At 70.4% G+C, this 19,306-nt stretch carries 16 protein-coding genes; 11 read left to right on the top strand and 5 right to left on the bottom strand.

Features of this window, described 5'->3' with window-relative positions:
• Positions 1 to 84: 84 nt before the first annotated feature.
• The 3 genes from ACFVBH_RS37070 to ACFVBH_RS37060 all read left to right on the top strand — a co-directional run bounded on the left by ACFVBH_RS37070 (position 85) and on the right by ACFVBH_RS37060 (position 3,731).
• Complete coding sequence (locus ACFVBH_RS37070) at positions 85 to 522, top strand: nitroreductase family deazaflavin-dependent oxidoreductase (RefSeq protein WP_379009053.1); 438 nt, start codon at positions 85 to 87, stop codon at positions 520 to 522.
• Positions 523 to 694: 172 nt separating this feature from the next.
• Positions 695 to 2,059 carry a threonine ammonia-lyase IlvA gene (gene ilvA, locus ACFVBH_RS37065; protein WP_354987243.1) on the top strand — a complete coding sequence of 455 codons (1,365 nt, stop codon included), beginning with the start codon at positions 695 to 697 and terminating at the stop codon, positions 2,057 to 2,059.
• A 262-nt stretch (positions 2,060 to 2,321) separates the two neighbouring features.
• A complete protein-coding gene (locus tag ACFVBH_RS37060) occupies positions 2,322 to 3,731 on the top strand; it encodes a phospholipase effector Tle1 domain-containing protein (RefSeq protein ID WP_379009049.1) in 1,410 nt (469 codons plus the stop codon).
• A gap of 101 nt (positions 3,732 to 3,832) precedes the next feature.
• Here ACFVBH_RS37060 and treY read toward each other — a convergent pair whose 3' ends face one another.
• The 3 genes from treY to ACFVBH_RS37045 form a co-directional block, all read right to left on the bottom strand.
• Positions 3,833 to 6,241, bottom strand: a complete 2,409-nt coding sequence (treY, locus tag ACFVBH_RS37055; protein ID WP_354987241.1) for a malto-oligosyltrehalose synthase — start codon at positions 6,239 to 6,241, stop codon at positions 3,833 to 3,835.
• An 11-nt stretch (positions 6,242 to 6,252) separates the two neighbouring features.
• On the bottom strand, positions 6,253 to 8,367 hold the full coding sequence (glgX, locus tag ACFVBH_RS37050; RefSeq protein ID WP_354987240.1) for a glycogen debranching protein GlgX: 2,115 nt from the start codon (positions 8,365 to 8,367) through the stop codon (positions 6,253 to 6,255).
• A 299-nt stretch (positions 8,368 to 8,666) separates the two neighbouring features.
• On the bottom strand, positions 8,667 to 9,830 hold the full coding sequence (locus tag ACFVBH_RS37045; RefSeq protein WP_379009042.1) for a GNAT family N-acetyltransferase: 1,164 nt from the start codon (positions 9,828 to 9,830) through the stop codon (positions 8,667 to 8,669).
• A 210-nt stretch (positions 9,831 to 10,040) separates the two neighbouring features.
• Between ACFVBH_RS37045 and ACFVBH_RS37040 the strand changes: the two genes are divergently transcribed.
• Entirely contained in the window at positions 10,041 to 11,303 is a 1,263-nt protein-coding gene (locus ACFVBH_RS37040; RefSeq protein ID WP_379009841.1) for an adenosylmethionine--8-amino-7-oxononanoate transaminase, read from the top strand.
• Between the two features lie 235 nt (positions 11,304 to 11,538).
• On the opposite strand, the gene ACFVBH_RS37035 is transcribed toward ACFVBH_RS37040, so the two are convergent.
• Complete coding sequence (locus ACFVBH_RS37035) at positions 11,539 to 11,850, bottom strand: hypothetical protein (RefSeq protein ID WP_354987238.1); 312 nt, start codon at positions 11,848 to 11,850, stop codon at positions 11,539 to 11,541.
• A gap of 86 nt (positions 11,851 to 11,936) precedes the next feature.
• On the opposite strand from ACFVBH_RS37035, the gene ACFVBH_RS37030 reads away from it, so the two are divergent.
• The 4 genes from ACFVBH_RS37030 to ACFVBH_RS37015 all read left to right on the top strand — a co-directional run bounded on the left by ACFVBH_RS37030 (position 11,937) and on the right by ACFVBH_RS37015 (position 16,400).
• Positions 11,937 to 13,091 (top strand): 8-amino-7-oxononanoate synthase, encoded by a 1,155-nt coding sequence (locus ACFVBH_RS37030; RefSeq protein ID WP_379009038.1) that lies wholly within the window; start codon positions 11,937 to 11,939, stop codon positions 13,089 to 13,091.
• 136 nt (positions 13,092 to 13,227) lie between these two features.
• Positions 13,228 to 13,917 (top strand): dethiobiotin synthase, encoded by a 690-nt coding sequence (bioD, locus tag ACFVBH_RS37025; protein ID WP_354991750.1) that lies wholly within the window; start codon positions 13,228 to 13,230, stop codon positions 13,915 to 13,917.
• 81 nt (positions 13,918 to 13,998) lie between these two features.
• Positions 13,999 to 14,784 carry an SRPBCC domain-containing protein gene (locus ACFVBH_RS37020; RefSeq protein ID WP_379009035.1) on the top strand — a complete coding sequence of 262 codons (786 nt, stop codon included), beginning with the start codon at positions 13,999 to 14,001 and terminating at the stop codon, positions 14,782 to 14,784.
• 446 nt (positions 14,785 to 15,230) lie between these two features.
• A complete protein-coding gene (locus tag ACFVBH_RS37015) occupies positions 15,231 to 16,400 on the top strand; it encodes an alpha/beta fold hydrolase (protein ID WP_379009033.1) in 1,170 nt (389 codons plus the stop codon).
• Here ACFVBH_RS37015 and ACFVBH_RS37010 read toward each other — a convergent pair.
• Positions 16,373 to 16,957: a TetR/AcrR family transcriptional regulator C-terminal domain-containing protein gene (locus ACFVBH_RS37010; protein WP_354991753.1), complete on the bottom strand. Its 585-nt coding sequence runs from the start codon at positions 16,955 to 16,957 to the stop codon at positions 16,373 to 16,375. The genes ACFVBH_RS37015 and ACFVBH_RS37010 overlap by 28 nt on opposite strands.
• 107 nt (positions 16,958 to 17,064) lie before the next feature.
• Between ACFVBH_RS37010 and bioB the strand changes: the two genes are divergently transcribed.
• The 3 genes from bioB (at position 17,065) to ACFVBH_RS36995 (ending at position 19,166) form a co-directional block, all read left to right on the top strand.
• Positions 17,065 to 18,102: a biotin synthase BioB gene (bioB, locus tag ACFVBH_RS37005; RefSeq protein ID WP_354991754.1), complete on the top strand. Its 1,038-nt coding sequence runs from the start codon at positions 17,065 to 17,067 to the stop codon at positions 18,100 to 18,102.
• 120 nt (positions 18,103 to 18,222) lie between these two features.
• Positions 18,223 to 18,444, top strand: a complete 222-nt coding sequence (locus ACFVBH_RS37000) for a hypothetical protein (protein WP_379009948.1) — start codon at positions 18,223 to 18,225, stop codon at positions 18,442 to 18,444.
• Positions 18,444 to 19,166 carry a DUF2567 domain-containing protein gene (locus tag ACFVBH_RS36995; protein WP_354991755.1) on the top strand — a complete coding sequence of 241 codons (723 nt, stop codon included), beginning with the start codon at positions 18,444 to 18,446 and terminating at the stop codon, positions 19,164 to 19,166. Before ACFVBH_RS37000 ends, ACFVBH_RS36995 begins: the two co-directional genes overlap by 1 nt.
• Positions 19,167 to 19,306: the final 140 nt, after the last annotated feature.

The following is a 19,306-nucleotide window of genomic DNA, read 5'->3' as shown; positions in this document are numbered from 1 at the left end:
TTCAGGGTATCGAAGAAGAAAAGTTCGGTCCAGCGAACTTTTCTGTCGGGAACAACACAGCGACCGAGTTCGTTGGCATCTTTCATGCCACTCACAGGAGAGTACGAACCGAGTCCGACCGCCTGGGCGCGCGAACAGGCCGAACGGTACGAGGAATCGAACGGCGCCAAGGGTGCGACCATGCAGGGCAAGCCCGTCGTCCTGCTCACCACCTGCGGCGCGAAATCCGGCAAGCTCCGCAAGACGCCGCTGATGCGGGTGGAACACGACGGCGAATACGCGGTCGTGGCCTCCCTGGGCGGCGCCCCCAAACATCCCGTCTGGTACTGGAACATCAAGGCCGACCCGCACGTCGACCTGCGGGACGGCGCGGTGGTCAAGGACTACACCGCCCGCGAGGTGACCGGCGCCGAGCGCGAGCAATGGTGGAAGCGCGCGGCGGAGGTGTGGCCGGACTATGACAACTACACCAAGAAGACCGATCGCGTGATTCCGGTTTTCGTGCTCACTCCCCGCGACTGACCTCGCCGGATTTCGGTACTCGCCGCCCCGCGCGTCCCCATCGTGGCGCGCGGGCGGCATCGTGTGCACGCGCGCGGGCAGCATCGTGGGCCCGGGCGGCGAGTTCACGATCGCGCGTTCGGGATCGTGCGTTCGCCGGTCGCCGCGATGCCGCCCGACCCGGCTCAGTACCATGTGTCGGGTGTCGGATCCGCTCGCAGTAGCAGAGAAAGTGCCCAGTTCCGTGCCCGAGTTGAGCGCGGACGAGATCGATGCCGCCGCGAAGCGAATTTCCGACATTATCGAGCCGACACCGCTGCAGCGAATCGCGCGGCTGTCGGCGAGCACGGGCGCCGAGGTCTACCTCAAGCGGGAAGACCTCACCGCCGTGCGCTCGTACAAGCTGCGTGGCGCGTACAACCTCATCGTTCAGCTCACCGCCACCGAACGCGCCGCCGGCGTGGTCGCCGCCAGCGCCGGAAACCACGCCCAGGGCGTGGCTTTCGCGTGCAACGCGATGGGCATCACCGGCCGCATCTACGTCCCCACGACCACCCCCAAGCAGAAGCGCGATCGCATCCGCGTGCACGGCGGCGATTACGTCCAGCTCATCGCGGTCGGCGACACCTACGACGCCGCCGCGGCCGCGGCCGTCGAGGACGTCGCGCGCACCGGCGCGACCATGGTCCCGCCCTTCGACGATCCGCGCACCGCGGCCGGGCAGGGCACCATCGCGGCGGAGATCCTGGAACAGCTCGACCGCGCCCCCGACCTGGTGATCGTGCCGGTGGGCGGCGGCGGTTGCCTGGCCGGTGTCAGCACCTATCTGCGGGAACGCTCGCCGCGGACCGCGATTCTGGGGGTCGAGCCCGCGGGTGCGGCCTCGATGACCGCGGCCATGGTCGCGGGCGGTCCGGTCACCCTGCCCGAGATCGATCCGTTCGTGGACGGCGCGGCCGTGCGCCGGATCGGCGCGGTGCCCTACACCGCGGTGGCGCGGCTGGGCGGGCAGGCCCGCTCGCACGCCTCGCTGCCGTTGCTCACCACAACCGAATCCGTCGGCGGCGCAGGCGCTTTCCGCATGATGACGATCGACGAGGGCGCGATCTGCACCACCATGCTCGAGCTGTACCAGAACGAGGGCATCGTCGCCGAGCCGGCGGGCGCGCTGGCCGCCGCGGCGCTGCGTGAGATCGATCTGGCCCCGGACTCGACCGTGGTGTGCCTGCTCTCGGGCGGCAACAACGACGTCTCGCGCTACGGCGAGGTCATCGAACGCTCCCTCGTGCACCGCGGCCTGAAGCACTACTTCCTGGTGGACTTCCCGCAGGAGCCCGGCGCGCTGCGCCGCTTCCTCGACGAGGTGCTGGGCCCGGACGACGACATCACCCTGTTCGAGTACGTCAAGCGCAACAACCGGGAAACCGGCGCCGCCCTGGTCGGCATCGAACTGGGCACGCCGGACGGGCTCGAGCCGCTGCAGAAGCGGATGGACGAATCCCCGATTCGCGGCGATCGCCTCGAACCCGGTTCACCCGCGTACCGCTACCTCACCTGAGTCGCGCCGTCCCGCCCCGGATTCCGGGGCGGGACGGACATTTTCGCCGACTCTCCGCATCGACGGCGCGTTTGCCGTTCTCCACCGCCGAGTCGCGCACGGTGGGATATTCTCGTGCGCCGACGGTGCTTTTGCCGCATGCTGTCAGGGGGATTGCGCGGTTTTCCCGGGGGACGGGCTAACGCCCGCGGGGATTCTCCCCGATGAGTCGAGTAGTCGACTACGCGTGTGGGACGACTATCCAGGGGTGGAGGATCGGTTCATGAAAAGGCTTGTGGTGTGTTGCGACGGCACCTGGAAGGCCGAGTCCAGCAGCACGGTATCGAACATCGTGAAGATCGCGCAGACGGTATGCCTGACCGGCACCGACGGCGCCGGTGAGCCTGTGGGACAACGGGTTTACTACATTTCCGGGCCCGGGGCCCGGGGCTTCGCCTCCGATCGGCTGCTGGGCGGGGCATTCGGCCTGGGACTGGAAGCCAATCTGTCCGCCGCCTACTGGCAACTCGCCCTGAATTGGGAACCGGGCGACGAGATCTTCATCTTCGGTTTCAGTCGCGGCGCCTATACCGCACGCAGCCTGGCCGGCATGATTCATCGCCTCGGCATTCTCACGTATGCCGCCATGATCGCGGGGAAATATCCGGAGGCGCTGCGGATCTATCAGCAGCGCAAAGCGAATCCGATGGACGCGGACCCGCCGGAATGGGCCGAATTCCGCCGCGCGCACTGCTATCCGGATCCGGTGAAAATCAACTTCCTCGGCGTTTTCGACACCGTCGGCGCGATGGGCATTCCGGGAATCACCGCCTGGCGGCATCGATTCCACGATGTGCGGCTCTCCAGCAGCGTGCACTGCGCGCGCCAGGCGCTCGCCCTGGACGAGCGCCGCCGCTCCTTCGAGCCGTGCCTGTGGGAGGTGCCGGTCGAACTGGCCGAGAAGTACCGGCGCACCGATCGGGTCAAGCAGGTCTGGTTCGAGGGCGTGCACTCCGACATCGGCGGCGGCTATCCCGAATGCGCGCTCTCGGACATCACCCTGCGCTGGATGATCGCCGAGGCCGCGGCCGAGGGCCTGGCCTTCGATCAATCCCGGCTGGCCACGCTGCTGGCCAACTGCGCGGGCAAGCCCGAGCACGAACGGCTGCACGACTCGCTCTCGATCGGCTTCCGGGTCCTGAATTTTCTTCGCCTGCTGCGCAATCCGCGCAGTCCGCGCTTCTTCTGGGACTCCTGGCGCCGGGTGCTGGCCGCCACCGATCAGGACAGCTACCTGGCGTCGGCGGCGCACACCACGGCCGAGTACCGGCCGCTGAATCTGCGGCGCTGGCGCGCCGCGCTGGCGGGGGAGGTGCCCGCCGACCTCATCGAGCCCACCGACTTCGGGCCGTTCGTCGCCCCGGCCACCGGGACCGCGGTGCACCCGATCTTCGTCGGCGCGACCGCGCGGGTACACGCGCCGGATGCGGTGCCGGGGGCGCCCGCGCCGGATGCGTACGCGGTGGAATGGGCGTCTCCGGCGGTGCGCGCGGTGGCAGGAACCGTCTCGTCGGGGCACTCGGCCCGCCCGCCCTCGCCGGCGCACTCGGTGGGTGTGTCCGTATCGGTACAGGAACCGAATGCCCTTGTACCGCAACGAGATTGCTCGGGCGACGACGAATCCGCCGCTTAGTTGCTGTCGGTCCTGCACCCGGAACCGGTCGACCGGAACCGCGTGCGCTGGAACTCTGTGCGCGGAGCTGAACGCGGTGCGCCGGAACCCGGCGCGCGGGCTCAGCGCACCAGCAGCGCGACCGGCAGCCGGGCGAAGAGCTTCTCCAGCCGCGAGCGCCCGGAGAAGGTGTGCCCGGTGAGCCGGTCGGTCCAATGCCCCTGTGGCAGATCCAGGACCGTGTCGGCCCAGCCGCCCGCCTCGTCCAGGCGAATGCTGTGCCTCGTGACCGCCACGATGACCTCGGGGGTCTCACCGCGCCGCCCGCGCGCGTAGGCGAGCAGATTGCCGGCGTGATCCCCCGAGGCGAACAGCGGGGTGTAGGTGCCGCCGACGAAGCAGTCCGGCCGTTCCCGGCGCAGCCACAGCGCGTACGCCACGATCCACATCTTCACCGCGCCCGACGGATCCAGATCCGGTGTGCCGGTGAGCGATTGCAGTAGCAGCGAGCGGTGGGTGAAGTCCACCGGGCGGCGGTTGTCGGGATCGACGAGCGAGTCCTCCCACAGCTCGCAACCCTGGTAGATGTCGGGAATGCCCGGGGCGCACAGCTGCAGCAGTTTCTGCGAGAGCGAATTCGTCCAGGCGTGCAGCGCCAGATCGGTCACCAGCTCGCCCAGCTCCGGCCCGACCGGTCCGTCGATGATCTGATCGATCCAGCGGTGCACGGCGTTCTCGAACTCGACATCGGGTTCTTCCCAGGACGATCGGGTCCCGGCCTCGCGAACGGCCTTCTCCGCGAACTGATGCAGCCGCTCCCGGAATCCGGGGACCGCGGCGGCCGGTCTGCCGTCGGACGGCCAGGCCCCGAACATGTTCTGCAGCAGGAACAGTGTGGTCGCGCCGTCGGGCCCGGGCGCGATCTCGTTCCACGCGCCCACCGCGCGCGCCCAGATGTCGGGCACCTGCGAGAGCATTCCGATCCGCGCGCGGGCGTCCTCGCCGCGTTTGGTGTCGTGGGTGGACAGCGTCGTCATGGTCGCGGGCCAGCGGGCCGCGCGCTCGGCCATGGACAGGTGGAATTCGATGGGGGAGTCGCCGAACCGGGTGGGGTCCGCGCCCATCTCCTGCAGGGACACCAGGCGCGCGGCCCGGTAGAACATGGTGTCCTCCACGGCCTTCGCGGTGATCGCGCCGCCGACCTGGTGGAACCGGGTGGCGGCTTCGGCGTTGACCGCGAGCGCGGTGGCCAGCACCTGCAGCGGCGCGGTCAATTCGGCGTTGCGCCGGATCACCTCGGTGATGACCGCGCTGACCCGCCCGGCCAGCGGCGTGTAGTCGGTGCGGTACACCGGCATGTGCGAGAGCACCTCGATGGTGGCGTTGATCAGCGCCATGGTGTCGAAGGCGTCCGCGCGCGCGTCGCGTTTGACCGCGGCGACCAGCCGCCGCACCTCGGGCACCAGCATTGTCTCGGCGACCGCGCGCTTGATGCGATGCTCGTTCTCGGTGAACCAGGCCTTGTCGCTGCCGTGCCCGGTGAAGGTGCGGGACAGGTCGGTGAGGATCTTCTCCCCGTCCGGATCGATGAGCACGCCGCCGATGTCGGCGAGGGTGTCGTACCCGGTGGTGCCGTCCACCGCCAGCGCGCCGTCCAGGGTTTCGCCCGGGGCGAGGACCTTCTCCACCAGCAGCAGGCGATGGGGGCCGACGAGCTTGCGGAGTTTGGCCAGATATTCAGCGGGCCGGGCCAGCCCGTCGGGATGGTCCACGCGCACGCCGTCGATCAGGTCGTGTTCGCACCAGGCCGCCAGCTCACGATGGGTGGCGTCGAAGACTTCGGGGTTCTCCTGCCGGATGGCGGCCAGCCCGCCGACGGTGAAGTAGCGCCGGTATCCGCACAGCCCGGATTTCCAGTTGACCAGGCGATAGTGCTGCTTGTCGTGGATGCGCAGCGCGTTCTCGCCGTCGGTGCCGGGCGCGATGGGAAAGCGCATGTCGTGCAGCGCGAGCATGGGTTCGAGCCCGCCGCGATCGACCGAGAGCGCCGCCGGGTCGTTCTCGTTGGCCAGCACCGGCAGCGCGATTCGCCCGCCCGCGCCGTTGGCCGGGCTCCAGTCGATGTCGAACCAGTGCGCGTACTTGGAGTCGCGCCCGTGCTGCAGCACGTCCCACCACCAGGCGTTCTGCCGCGGATCGGTGACGCTCACGTGATTGGGCACCACGTCCACGATCAGGCCCATGCCGCGCCCGCGCACCTCGTCCGAGAGGGCCTTGAACCCGGTCGGACCGCCCAGCGCCGCGGCGACCGTGGTCGGTTCGGTGATGTCGTAGCCGTGGGTGGAACCGCGCGCGGCGGTCATCACCGGTGACAGGTACAGGTGCGAAATGCCCAGCTGCTGCAGGTATTCGGCGATGGCGCGGGCATCGGCGAAGCTCAGCGTGTCGGGTCGCAGTTGCAGCCGGTAGGTGCTGCGGACGGGCGAGGGCCGGGCGATGGGGCCGGTGCGGTGTTCGGGCGTGCTGGTCATGTCGTGTTCGATCATGCCGTACGGCGCAGCACGAGCAGACAGCGTGCGGGCACTTGCAGCGCCCCGGCGGCGGTGAGCGGGAGGTCGGCGGCGGGCCGCCCGGTGGGGGTGGAGCAGTCCAGCTCCACCGACCAGGTGCGGGCGTGATCGGCGTCGGGCAGGGTGAACTCCAGGGCGGCGTCGTGGGCGTTGAAGCAGAGCAGGAACGAATCGTCGGTGATGCGCTCACCGCGCGGGCCGGGCTCGCGGATGCCGTCGCCGTTGAGGAAGACCGCCAGCGATCGGCCGAAGCCGGTCTCCCAGTCGACGTCGGTCATCTCCGCCCCGGACGGGGTGAACCAGGCGATGTCATCGGGATGATCGTGTTCGGGCGCGGGTCTGCCGTCGAAGAACCGCCGTCTGCGGAACACCGGATGCCCGGCGCGCACCGCGACCGCGCGCCGGGTGAATTCGAGTAGATCGGCGTTGGAGTCCATGAGCGACCAGTCCATCCACGACAGCGGTGAATCCTGACAGTAGGCATTGTTGTTGCCGTGCTGGGTGCGGCCGAGTTCGTCGCCGTACAGCAGCATCGGGGTGCCCTGGGAGAGCAGCAGGGTGGCGAGCAGATTACGGGATTGCCGTGCGCGCAGTGCCAGAATATCCGGATCGTCGGTGGGTCCCTCCACCCCGCAGTTCCAGGAGCGGTTGTAGGTCTCGCCGTCGTGGTTGCCCTCGCCGTTGGCGTGATTGTGTTTCTCGTTGTAGGACACCAGATCCGCGAGGGTGAAGCCGTCGTGCGCGGTGACGAAGTTGATGCTCGCGCTGGGGCGGCGGCCGGTGGCCTCGTACAGATCCGAGGATCCGGTGAGCCGAGAAGCGAACTCGCCCAGTGTCGCCGGTTGCCCGCGCCAGTAATCCCGCACGGTGTCACGGTATTTGCCGTTCCACTCGGTCCAGGCGGCCGGGAAATTGCCGACCTGGTAGCCGCCCTCGCCCACGTCCCAGGGCTCGGCGATCAGCTTGACCTGGCTCACCACCGGGTCCTGGTGCACGAGGTCGAAGAAGGTGGCCAGGCGGTCGACGTCGTGCAGTTCCCGGGCCAGGGCGGCGGCCAGGTCGAAGCGGAAACCGTCCACGTGCATCTCGAGCACCCAGTAGCGCAGGGAGTCCATGATCAGCTGCAGGGTGTGCGGGTGCCGGACGTTGAGGCTGTTCCCGGTGCCGGTGTAGTCCATGTAGTGCTGCGGATCGTTTTCCACCAGGCGGTAGTAGGCGGCGTTGTCGATGCCGCGGAAGCCCAGGGTGGGGCCGAATTCGTTGCCCTCGGCGGTGTGGTTGTAGACCACGTCGAGTATCACCTCGATGCCCGCGGCGTGCAGTGCCCGCACCATCGCCTTGAATTCGGTGACCGCCGCCCCCGGCGCGGTGCCCGCGGCGTATTCCGCGTGCGGGGCGAAGTAGCCGAAACTGTTGTAGCCCCAGTAGTTTCGCAGCCCGCGATCGAGCAGCAGCCGGTCGTGCAGGAACTGGTGCACCGGCATCAGTTCGACCGCGGTCACGCCCAGGCGGACGAGATGGCCGATGATCGCCGGATGCGCCATGCCGGCGAAGGTGCCGCGCAGGGCCGGGGGTACCGCGGGATGGGTGTAGGTCATGCCCTTGACGTGGGCCTCGTAGATGACCGTCTCGTGATACCCGCGCTGCGGCGCGCGATCGTGCTGCCAGTCGAAGAACGGGTTGATGACCACGCCGGTCATGGTGTGGCCCAGCGTGTTCTGGCCGTAGTTGTAGGGCGCGACGTCGGCCCCGAAGTCACCCTCGAACGCCTTGCCGTAGGGATCCAGCAGCAGTTTGCTCGGGTCGCAGCGCAGCCCGCGGGCGGGATCGTAGGGGCCGTGCACGCGGAACCCGTAGCGCTGACCCGGCCCGATCCCGGGCAGATAGGCGTGCCAGACGTAGCCGTCCACCTCGTCCAGCGGCACCCGCGTTTCCCCGTCCGCGCCGATCAGGCACAGCTCCACCCGGGTCGCGACCTCCGAGAACAGCGAGAAGTTGGTGCCCGCGCCGTCATAGGTGGCGCCGAGGGGATAGGCGGTCCCCGGCCAGACACCTAGCGGTGCCGAATCGGTGGTCGCGGGAGCCATGCCCAGACCCTATCGGTCCGTAGCGGGCGCTCGGTCGGCTGCCCTCCGGGGGGCGGGCAGATGATCGCCCGGTCGCGTGGACGGTGCCGGCGCAGGGGGTTCGGGCCGGCGCGGGTGGGCCACGACCACGGCACACTCCCGAACGGGAGCCGTGCGGATCCCGTGCGGACGGGCCCGGGAGACCCGCGGATCGTGCGCGGGCGGGTACGGCCGGGACGCGGTGGGCCGGACCGCGTACGCGGTGGGCCGGTCTCGGCCACCGGCGCGGCGGTCGGTGAGAAGCGGTCGGCGGGAGGCGGTCAGCGGGAGGCGGGCGGACCCGTGAGTGGGCGGCACAACCGCTGGCCGAGGAGGTTGTGGCCGAACAGGAACTGCGGGTCTTCCTGGACCAGGTGGAATCCCGCGCGGTCGTAGATGCGGCGGGCGGCGGTCTGGGCGTTGGTCGTCCAGAGGGCGAGTTCGCGGTAGCCGGCCGCGGTGGCGAAGTCGATGCAGGCGTTCACCAGGGTGCTGCCGATGCCCAGGCCGCGGGCGGTGGGCTCCACCAGCAGCACGCGCAGGCGGGCGGTGTCGGGGCTCTCCTGCATGCAGTAGACCGCACCGACCGGGGCGCCGCGGTGTTCGGCGATCCAGGCGCGTTCGCGGTGCGGCTCATGGCAATTGAGGAAATCGGCGACGATGCGGGCGACCAGGGCCTCGTACTCCCGACTCCAGCCGAATTCGCGGGCGTACACCGCGCCGTTGCGCTGGATGACCCAGCCGTGGTCGCCGGGACCGGGATCGCGCAGGGTGACGGCGGATTCGGGCCGGGCGGTCGCGAACGGCGAGCCGGACGTGGCCGCCGCGTCGGACGGGGTGACCGGTGCGCCGGACCGCGCGGTAACCGGCGCGCCCGGAGCGGCGTTCCGGTCGCCGGGGGTGGAGGATCCGGCGGCGACCGTGTCCGCGCGACCGGATGGTGGCGTGCCGCCCGGGTTTTCGCCGTCCAGAATGGCCTCGATGACGGCCATGGCCTCGACCAGCCGGTCGCGGACGGCGGGGGAGTGCGGGTGCAGTAGTTCGCCGATGTCCTGCTGGGAGCGCTTGTCCAGTTCGGTGAAGACCGCGCGGCCGGTGTCGGTGAGCTCCACGACCTGGCGGCGGGCGTCGACGTCCGAGCGTTTGCGCGCGATCAGGTCCTTGGCCTGGAAGCGGGTGAGGATGCGGCTCAGGTACCCCGCGTCCAGGTCCAGGACGCGGCGCAGATCCACCACCTCGGCGGCCCCGAAGGTGGCCAGCTCGAACAGTATCCGGGCCTCGGTGAGGGAGAAGTCGGTGCCGAGCACGCCGTGCCGCAGCGCCCCGACGACGCGGGTGTAGCTGCGGTTGAAGGCGCGGACCGCGGCGATGTGCGCGGCGGCGACATCGGGATCGGCGGCGGGGTGACAGGCCCCGGTGTAGGAGCTTCCGGTATCCGACGCCATGGCGACCCCCGTTCATTGACTTGGTCAAACGGTACGGGACAGTGCCCGGTCAGCGGCCGGATTCGCCGGACTTCGCACCACCTCGTGGTAACTTGAACGCCGTTCAAGCCTGCCGCCGGGGACCGGCGCGGGCGTGTCGCCTTGCGAAGGAGTGCCGTGGCCGCGATTCCCGAGACCCAGGTCCGCGCCGCTGCCGCCGCCGCGGGCGCGCTGTCCGCCGCCGAGCTCACCGCGCTGGACGCGGCACACGTGTGGCATCCCTACGGCGGATTTCCGGCAACGACCGAACCGCTCGTGGTCGCCTCGGCCGCCGGCACCCGGCTCACCCTCGCGGACGGCCGCGAACTGGTGGACGGCATGAGTTCGTGGTGGGCGGCCATCCACGGGTACCGGCACCCGGTGCTGGACGCCGCGTTGCTCGCGCAGTCCCAGCGGATGAGTCACGTGATGTTCGGCGGGCTCACCCACGAACCGGCCGTGCGGCTCTCGCGTCTGCTGGTCGAGCTCACCCCCGGCGGCCTGGACAAGGTCTTCCTCTGCGACTCCGGGTCGGTGTCGGTGGAGGTCGCGGTGAAGATGTGCCTGCAATATCAACGCGCACTGGGCCGTCCGGGCAAGCGCCGCCTGCTCACCTGGCGCGGCGGCTATCACGGCGACACCTTCACCCCCATGAGCGTGTGCGATCCCGAGGGCGGCATGCACTCGCTCTGGACCGACGTCATGGCCGAGCAGATCTTCGCCCCCGCGCCGCCGGCGGACTACGACCCGGCCTACGCCGCCGAGCTCGAACGCCTGATCACCACGCACGCGAGCGAACTCGCGGCCGTGATCGTGGAACCGGTGGTGCAGGGCGCTGGCGGCATGCGCTTCCACGACCCGCGCTACCTGGCGGACCTGCGCCGGATCTGTGACTCCGCCGGCGTGCTGCTGGTCTTCGACGAGATCGCCACCGGATTCGGCCGCACCGGAAGGCTTTTCGCCGCCGACCACGCCGGGGTCACCCCCGATGTCATGTGCGTGGGCAAGGCCCTGACCGGCGGCTACCTGACCCTGGCCGCCGCCCTGTGCACCACCGGGATCGCCGAGACCATCAGCCGCTCGCACGGCGGGCTCATGCACGGGCCGACCTTCATGGGCAATCCGCTGGCCTGCGCGGTGGCCGTGGCGTCCCTGGAACTGCTGCTCGCGCGCGACTGGCAGGGCGAGGTCGCGATGATCGAATCCGCTTTGCGCACCGGTCTTTCCGAGGCGGCGGCCCTCCCCGCGGTCGCCGATGTCCGCATCAAGGGCGCGATCGGCGTCGTGGAACTGCACCACCCGGTGGACATGCGCAAGGCGACGGCGGCCGCCGTCGACGCGGGCGTCTGGCTCCGCCCCTTCCGCAACCTGATCTACACGATGCCCCCGTTCATCAGCACCCCCGACGACGTGGCCCGGATCACCGCGGGCATCCTCGCCGCCGCGTCCGCCTGACCCGGCCGCGGCCCGGATGCGTTGCGGGCCGGTCGATTCGGTCGCCGTGGGGGCCGGGGTAGGGATCGAATGCGACCGGTCGGCACTTTCGTGGTCGCCGATCACCGCGTCCGGCGTCCGGATGCGCTGTCCCGCAGTGTATTTGCGGGTGGCTCGACTGTTTCCGGGCACGGCGGCATCGCGGGGGGTGGGCTCGGCCGCGGCCCTTACGCGGCCGAGAGGTGCGAGTGTGCGCTCAGCGGCTGGCGCGTTTCTCGCGGTTCCGTTCGGGATTCTCACTGTCCGACAGCACTTCCCACACGCGGAAGACGCAGTGGAATTCGTCGGACCAGCCCCGGGCGATCAGCATGTAGGTGTCGCCGTCGCGCAGGATCGTGCGCCGGCTGATCAACTTCGGATGATCGGGGATGAATTTCGAGACGAGATCGGGGACCTTGGCGAGTGCTTGTTCGCGGGTGCCCACCACTTCGCCGAGGATCTTCGGGGACCAATTCTTGGACTCGCCGAATCCGGTCGTCTGCTCGACCACTATTGCCCATCGTGGCATCGCGCAGCCTCCTTAGGGCCTCCAGCATAGCGCCGTCGTGCACCCGAGCATGCGTCCTGAACGGTGTTCAAGTATGCTGCGGAGCTGTGAGTGCCGATCCCTTGAGATGGTTGGACGAGCGCGCGGCCGAGCGGGTGGACGCCGGACTGCGCCGGGAGCTGCGCGCGCGTGCCCCCGAATCGCCGAGCATCGATCTAGCCTCGAACGACTATCTCGGGCTGGTGCACCACCCGGAGGTGGTGGCCGGCGCCATCGAGTCGGTGCGGCGCTGGGGCACCGGTTCGACCGGATCGCGGCTGGTGACCGGCACGACCGCCGAACACGAACTGCTCGAGGCCGAACTGGCCGAATTCACCGGCGCCGAGACCGGTTTGGTCTTCGCCTCCGGCTACGCCGCCAACCTCGGCGCGGTCACCGCGCTGGCCGGGCGCGGCGCGCTGGTGGTCTCGGACGCGGGCAGTCACGCCTCGCTCGTGGACGCCTGCCGGCTGTCCCGCTCGCGGGTGGAGATCGCCCCGCACCGCGACGTGGTCACCATCGACCGCCTGCTCGCGGACCGCACCGAGGAACGCGCCCTGGTGCTCACCGATTCGGTCTTCAGCGCCGACGGCGATCTGGCCCCGCTGGCCGAGCTGCACCGGGTGACCCGGGCCAACGGCGCGATCCTGATCGTGGACGAGGCGCACGGTCTCGGCGTGCGCGGCGACGGCGGGCGCGGGCTGGTGCACGAGTGCGGCCTGGCCGGGGAACCGGATCTGATCATCACCGCGACCCTGTCCAAAGCCTTTGCGGCACAGGGCGGTGTGGTGCTGGCGGCCGAGCGTGTGCGCGCGCACCTCATCGACACCGCCCGCACCTTCATCTTCGACACCGGCCTGGCCCCGGCCGCGGTCGGCGCGGCCCGCGCGGCCCTGCGCGTGCTGCGCGCGGATCCGGAGATGGCCGGGCGCGTGCTGGCCCGGGCCGACGATCTGGCCCGCATCGCCGGTGTCCCGCAACCTGATTCGGCCGTTGTCTCGGTGGTGCTCGGCGAAGCCCAGGTCGCCTACGACGCGGCCCAGGCCTGCCGGGCCCGCGGCCTGAGCGTCGGCTGCTTCCGCCCGCCGTCGGTCCCCGAGGGCACCTCGCGCCTGCGCCTGACCGCCCGCGCCAACCTCACCGAACCGGAACTGGCCACCATCGCCACGGTATTGACCGAGGTCCTGGCCGCGGCCCGCGCCCGCACGTCCGTTCCCGCGTGAGCACTCCCGAATCGGCGGATGTGCGGTCGGCCGGAGGCGGTTCCGCGCGAACCCGTGCGGCCCGCCGGCGGCCGTGTCCCGCTGTCGTGCCCGGTGCGCGACGATTCCGGTATCCGACGATGAAAGCGATCCCCGCGTGAGCCTGCTCTTCGTAACCGGCACCTCGACCGATGTCGGCAAGACGATCGTCACCGCGGCCCTGGCCGCCACCGCGCGGGCCGGCGGGGCCGAAGTGGCGGTCGTCAAACCCGCCCAAACCGGTATCGCCCCCGGCGAACCCGGCGATCTGGCCGAGATCACCCGGCTCAGCGGGGTCACCCGCACCGTGGAACTGGCGCGCTACCCGGATCCCCTCGCGCCCGACACCGCCGCGCGGCGCTGCGGGCAGCCGCTGCTCACCCTCGCCGAGACGGCCGCCGCCATCGAGGCGTGCGCCGACGCCGATCTCACCCTCGTCGAGGGTGCGGGCGGACTGCTCGTGCGCATGGGCGAATTCACCCTGCTGGATCTGGCGCAGAAACTCGGCGCGCCGGTGCTGGTGGTGGCCGCCGCCGGGCTCGGCACGCTCAATCACACCGAATTGACCACGCGCACGCTGCGTTCCGCGGGGGTGCGGTGCGCGGGTCTGGTCATCGGATCGTGGCCGGAGATCCCGGATCTGGCGTCCGAGTGCAATCGCACCGATCTGCCGGCGGTCACCGGGCACGAGATCGCCGGCGTGCTGCCCGCCGGATCGGGTGCGTGGTCGCGGGCCGAGTTCACCGCCGCCGCCCCCGCCTGGTTCGACCCGCAATGGGCGAATACGTACCTGCGGCCCGCAGAATAGCCACCACCGCACCACTTCTGACCTGCGAACACTCCACTCCAAGTCCCCTCCGGAGCGACCGCTCGGGCGTAGGGTGACGCCGTGACCTCCACCCGTGTCGAGTGGTTCGTGGGCGCACCCCGCCCGAACGTCTTTCGCGCCCTGCTGGATGCGCGCTCGGTTCGCACCTGGATGGTGCCCGACGGCATGACCGGCCGCGTCCACGAGTTCGAGCCCCGGGTGGGCGGTCGCTTCCGAATCTCGCTGACCCATCCCCACCCGATCGACGCGGATCGCTACCGCACCGACACCTTCCACGGCCGCTTCACCCGCCTCGTCCCGAACACCGAGGTGGTCCAAACCCTGCGCTTCGAAACCGATCACCCCGCTCTCCAGGGCGAAACGACCCTCACCTACACCCTCTCCGACGCCCCCGGCGGCACCCGCGTGACGGTCCGCCACGACAACCTGCCCGCCGCCCTCGCGACGGCCGACACCGCCGTCGGCTTCCGCCGCGCCCTGGCGAAACTCGCCACCCTGACCGAGAACACCCCCACCCCGGAGGAATTCGCCACCCTGGCCGCGGCGCCCCCCGCCGACGTGATCACGGTCGTGCACGCATCCGCGCCCACCGACCCGGCGGCGGCGGTAAGCTCCGCGTCCGTCACCACCCCCGACCCGACGGCCGCGCTTGGACCCGCACCCGGCACGGACCCGCGTATGGTGCCGCCGCTCACCGCTATCGCCCCCGATCCGGAACTCCCGCGGCCCACGAGTCCCGCCTCGATCCGGGCGTCCGTGCCCGTCGCCCCACCGCCGATCCGACCCGAGCCCGACCTGTCCACTCCCGAGCCGACGGCCACCGCACCACCCCCGAATAACGCGTAACCACCGCACCACCCCTGCCTAGCGCGTAATTCGGCACATTCCACTCGCCCCCGCATCGCACAAAACTCGCCGCGCTTGGACCGAATCGTCCGTGACGCACCACTTTCTGGTCGTTCCACGATCGACCGCTCGGTGTTCGAACCGTTCCGGCCAGGAGGGGTTGCCGCGGGCGATATCGGATGGCTGGGCTCGAATCCGATGAGCGGGGGTCACCCGTGGACGTCCCGCCTTGCCGCGGCGATCGGCGCTGCGGTCGCTAGGGCTCGGCTGCTCGAGCCCGGTCATATTTAGCGGAATGCCAACCGGGGCGTGCCGCGGCCGCCGGTCCGGATGCGTGGCCGCCGGGTGGTGAGATTTGTCGCCTTCGGGAGTGACGTGGGCTTTTCGCTGCCCGGGCGCTGCCGGTGGGTGCGCGGGCGGCGGGGGCGTGCCTACTGTGGATTGGTATGGCGCTGCCGGGATATCCACACCCGTCCACGCGCGCCGAGTACGACGACGCTCGGCGCCGGGCCCGGCTGCGCGAAACCAGGCTGGGGCGGGGGTGGGGGCGGCGGGCCCGGATCGGGTTGCGGCTGAGCCTGATTCCGCTGGTGCTGCTGGGGATATTCGCGCAGTACTGGTGGCTGGACGTGACCCCGGAACGGGTGCGGCTCGCGCACACCGAACCGGCGGTCATCCCCATTTCGGGGCCGTCGAACCCGCGGGTGGCCGACACCGCCGTCTTCGACCTGGTCGGGCTGGGCGTGCTGGACGCCACCGACACCGCGCGGGCGCTGCCCTCGCTCGCCGGGCTCGGATCGGTGTGGGCGGTGCGCTACGACAACAGCGGTATCGACACCAAGGTCATCGCCGATCTCATCGTCAAGGTCACCGACGCCGCCCACGTGCCCAACGTCGTCCTGACCGGGCACAGCATGGGCGGGGTCATCGCGCTCGAGGTCGCCGAGCACATCTACACCGAGAGCGAGCACCGCGTCCTGGCGGTCATCCTGGACTGCACACCGGTGGATCTGCACGCCGTGCGCGCGGAGAGTCGCAGCCAGGGCGAGAACCTGGCCCGCTGGACCGGCTGGATCCCCGGCGCTCGCGAGAGCCGCCTGCTGCGCTTCGCCGTGGAAACCTACGCCCGCCACGAACGTTTCAGCGGCGGCGGCCGCTACGGCATCCGCTTCGATCGGCTCGGCAAGGTGCTGGACGAGGTTCTGCACGACAAGATCCTCGAGACCGACACCGCCAGCAACGGCCTCATCGAGGCGCAGTTCCGGGCCATCGTCGCGGGCGGCGCGATCGACGACCTGCGCACCCTGACCGAACCCGTTCCGGGCGAACAGCGTCCGGCCATCGTGTTCATCCGCCCGCGCGCGGCCTCCCGCGATCCGATCGTCGACGTCGAGTACTCGCACCGCGTGCTGATCGAGCACGCCGGCGGCGTGAACGGCACCCTGCTCGTGGTCACCACCCGGAAAACCCGGCACGCCAACCCGATTCAGCAGCCCGAGGAATACAACGACGTGATCGAGCACCAGATCGTGCCGTTCGTGCACCGGGTGCAGCGGGACGCGGCGGCGGCGCCGGTCACGCCGGACGCTCAGCGCACGCGCGAACCAAGCAGGTGACGTACGCCGCTGATGAACAGCTGCAGCCCGAAGTCGAAGCGGGCGGTGGCATCCGGGGTGTCGTACAGCGGCGAGCTCTCCTCGGCCAGCGCGCCCGCGGAGTCCATCTGCATCCGGGACTGCTCGTCCACGGTCTGCCCGAGCACGTAGTACAGCAGCGTGAACGCCGCGAGTTCGGCCTCCTCGCGGGTCATGCCCGCGCGAATCGCCGCCCCCGCCATACGTTCCCGCCCCTTGCTGGTGGTCAGTCGGGAGGCGTAGGTGGCCGAGACCAGTTCCGCGCCGTCGCGGTAGGCGAGCAGGCACGAGCGCAGCCGATGCGCCAATTCGGTGATCTGCCCGGACCATTCGGTGGTCTCCACCGGCTCGTCCATGGGCGCGAGCACCCGGTCCGCGACCGCGCCGAGCAGCGCCTGTTTGTTGGGGAAGTGCCAGTACAGCGCCCCGGGCTGCACGTGCAGCGAGCCCGCGAGCCGCCGCATGGTCAGGTCGGCGAGCCCGTACTGGTCGAGGATGGCGATGGCCCCGTCGACCACGTCCGTGCGGTGCAGTTGCACTGAAACCTTGCCCCTTCGTGTTCCGGCTCACTCTGCGGACTGCTAGCCTACCCTGAACACCGTTCAAGTTGGTCGGCCACATCGGCCGGACGAAGGGATTCGCGCGCATGACCCAGGCAGCCGTCCGTACCGAGGCCGACACCGCGGCCGGTGAGGACATCCTCGCCATCGCCCGCGAGCAGGTGCTCGAGCGCGGCATCGGACTCACCCAGGAGCAGACGCTGCGTGTCCTGCAGCTCGGCGACGACCGGCTCGAGGAGACCCTGAGCCTGGCGCACGAGGTGCGCATGAAGCACTGCGGCCCCGAGGTCGAGGTCGAGGGCATCATCTCCCTCAAGACCGGCGGCTGCCCCGAGGACTGCCACTTCTGTTCGCAGTCCGGCCTTTTCCAGTCGCCTGTGCGCGCCGCCTGGCTCGACATCCCGAGCCTGGTCGAGGCCGCCAAGCAGACCGCCAAGTCCGGCGCGACCGAGTTCTGCATCGTCGCCGCCGTGCGCGGCCCGGACGAGCGCCTCATGGCGCAGGTCGCCGCCGGCGTGGAGGCCATCCGCAACGAGGTCGACATCCAGGTCGCCTGCTCGCTCGGCATGCTGAATCAGGCGCAGGTCGACCAGCTTTCGGCCATGGGCGTGCACCGCTACAACCACAACCTCGAGACCGCCAAGTCGCACTTCCCGAAGGTGGTCACCACTCACTCCTACGAGGAGCGCTACGAGACCCTGCGCATGGTGCGCGAGGCCGGTATGGAGGTCTGCTCCGGCGGCATCCTCGGCATGGGCGAGTCGCTCGAGCAGCGTGCCGAATTCGCTTCGCAGCTGGCCGAACTCGAGCCCGACGAGGTGCCGCTGAACTTCCTGAACCCGCGCCCCGGCACGCCGTTCGGCGATCTCGAGGTGCTCCCGGCCGCCGACGCCCTGCGCGCCGTGGCCGCCTTCCGCCTCGCGCTGCCGCGCACCATGCTGCGCTTCGCCGGCGGCCGCGAGATCACCCTCGGCGACCTGGGCGCCAAGCAGGGCATCCTCGGCGGCATCAACGCCGTCATCGTCGGCAACTACCTGACCACCCTGGGCCGCCCCGCCGAAGCCGACCTCGATCTGCTCGGCGAGCTCAAGATGCCGATCAAGGCGCTCAACGAGACACTCTGACGCCGAATTCGCCTGCGCAGCCGGTACCGTACAGGTGACGGCGGCGCGGCTCGGTCGTGGCGTACTCCGTCGCGACGGCCGGCATCGACGCCGATAAATCGACACTGAGAAATCATTGGGGTGGTCGTGGAAATAGAGGAGCGCTACAACCCCTACACGGGCAAGCGCGTGGTGCCGGGCCTCGAGGATTCGATGCCCACCGCCGCCGCCCTGGGTTTGGAGCCGCCGCGGTTCTGTGAGCACTGCGGCCGCCGCATGGTCGTGCAGGTGAGCCCCGACGGCTGGTGGGCCAAGTGCTCCCGGCACGGGGTGCTCGATTCGAGCAGCCTGGAACGCCGCTAGTGGCAACCACATTCACCGCCGCCGGGCCGTCGGCGGACTCCTCCGCGATGCTGGCGCGCGAAGTGCGCGCGGCGGCGGTGGTGTTCGGCGCCCTGGTGGTCGTGAGCGGGCTCGCGGGTGTGCTGTGGGCATACCTGGCCCCGGCCGAGGAGCTGTGGGTGATCGAACCCGATCGCGGCGCGGCCCTGACGGGGGAGAGCCTGCACCGGTTCGACAGCGTCGCGATCTTCGTGCTGCTCGGGCTGGCCACCGCCTTCCTGAGCACCGCCGCCGCCTGGCGCTGGCGGCGGGTGCGCGGCCCGATCCTGCTGCTGGGCCTGCTCGGCGGGTCCCTGGCGGGCGCGGTGGTCATGCGGCTGGTCGGGGAGGCGCTGGCCGAAGCGCGGCATCCGCGCCCGGACAATCCGGCGGTGCACACCATCGTCGAGTTCGCCCCGACCGTGGAGGGCTGGCCCGCGCTCATCGTGCAGCCGCTGGTCACCGTGCTGGTGGTGTTGTTCCTGGCCGCGCTGAGCACCTCGGACGACCTGGGCTCGGGCCTGGAACTGCCGTTCGTGCACCCGCGCCCGGAGCCGAACATCCTGGCCCCCGGGGCTTTCGGCTCCGACATCAGCTACGGGCCGTACGGCACGCCGGGCGTGCAGCTCGGCAACGCGCAGGGCCCCGGCCCGCGCGATCCGGTGGTGCCGTTCGAGACCCCGGATCGAAACGACCCGCGCTGAGCGTCACCGCGCGATAGCGCCGGACTCACCCGCGGCGGGGGGGGGGCCCGCCGAGAAGGGGGGGGGGCCCCCCCCGGGGCCGCCCCCCCCAGGGGCATAAAAAAAACCCGGGGGGGGCGGGGGCACCCCGAACCACGCAG

Source organism: Nocardia sp. NPDC057668 (assembly GCF_042799795.1).
Taxonomy (GTDB): Bacteria; Actinomycetota; Actinomycetes; order Mycobacteriales; family Mycobacteriaceae; genus Nocardia.
Note: the sequence above shows the minus strand (reverse complement) of the source record. Positions and strands in the feature narration are given on the sequence as shown.

Excerpts from the sequence above, each read along its gene's own strand:
- ACFVBH_RS37060 (WP_379009049.1), top strand. The coding sequence starts at position 2,322 with ATGAAAAGGCTTGTGGTGTGTTGCGACGGCACCTGGAAGGCCGAGTCC.
- bioB (WP_354991754.1), top strand. The coding sequence starts at position 17,065 with ATGACCCAGGCAGCCGTCCGTACCGAGGCCGACACCGCGGCCGGTGAG.
- ACFVBH_RS37015 (WP_379009033.1), top strand. The coding sequence starts at position 15,231 with ATGGCGCTGCCGGGATATCCACACCCGTCCACGCGCGCCGAGTACGAC.
- ACFVBH_RS37035 (WP_354987238.1), bottom strand. The coding sequence starts at position 11,850 with ATGCCACGATGGGCAATAGTGGTCGAGCAGACGACCGGATTCGGCGAG.
- treY (WP_354987241.1), bottom strand. The coding sequence starts at position 6,241 with ATGACCAGCACGCCCGAACACCGCACCGGCCCCATCGCCCGGCCCTCG.
- ACFVBH_RS37045 (WP_379009042.1), bottom strand. The coding sequence starts at position 9,830 with ATGGCGTCGGATACCGGAAGCTCCTACACCGGGGCCTGTCACCCCGCC.
- ilvA (WP_354987243.1), top strand. The coding sequence starts at position 695 with ATGTGTCGGGTGTCGGATCCGCTCGCAGTAGCAGAGAAAGTGCCCAGT.
- glgX (WP_354987240.1), bottom strand. The coding sequence starts at position 8,367 with ATGGCTCCCGCGACCACCGATTCGGCACCGCTAGGTGTCTGGCCGGGG.
- ACFVBH_RS37070 (WP_379009053.1), top strand. The coding sequence starts at position 85 with ATGCCACTCACAGGAGAGTACGAACCGAGTCCGACCGCCTGGGCGCGC.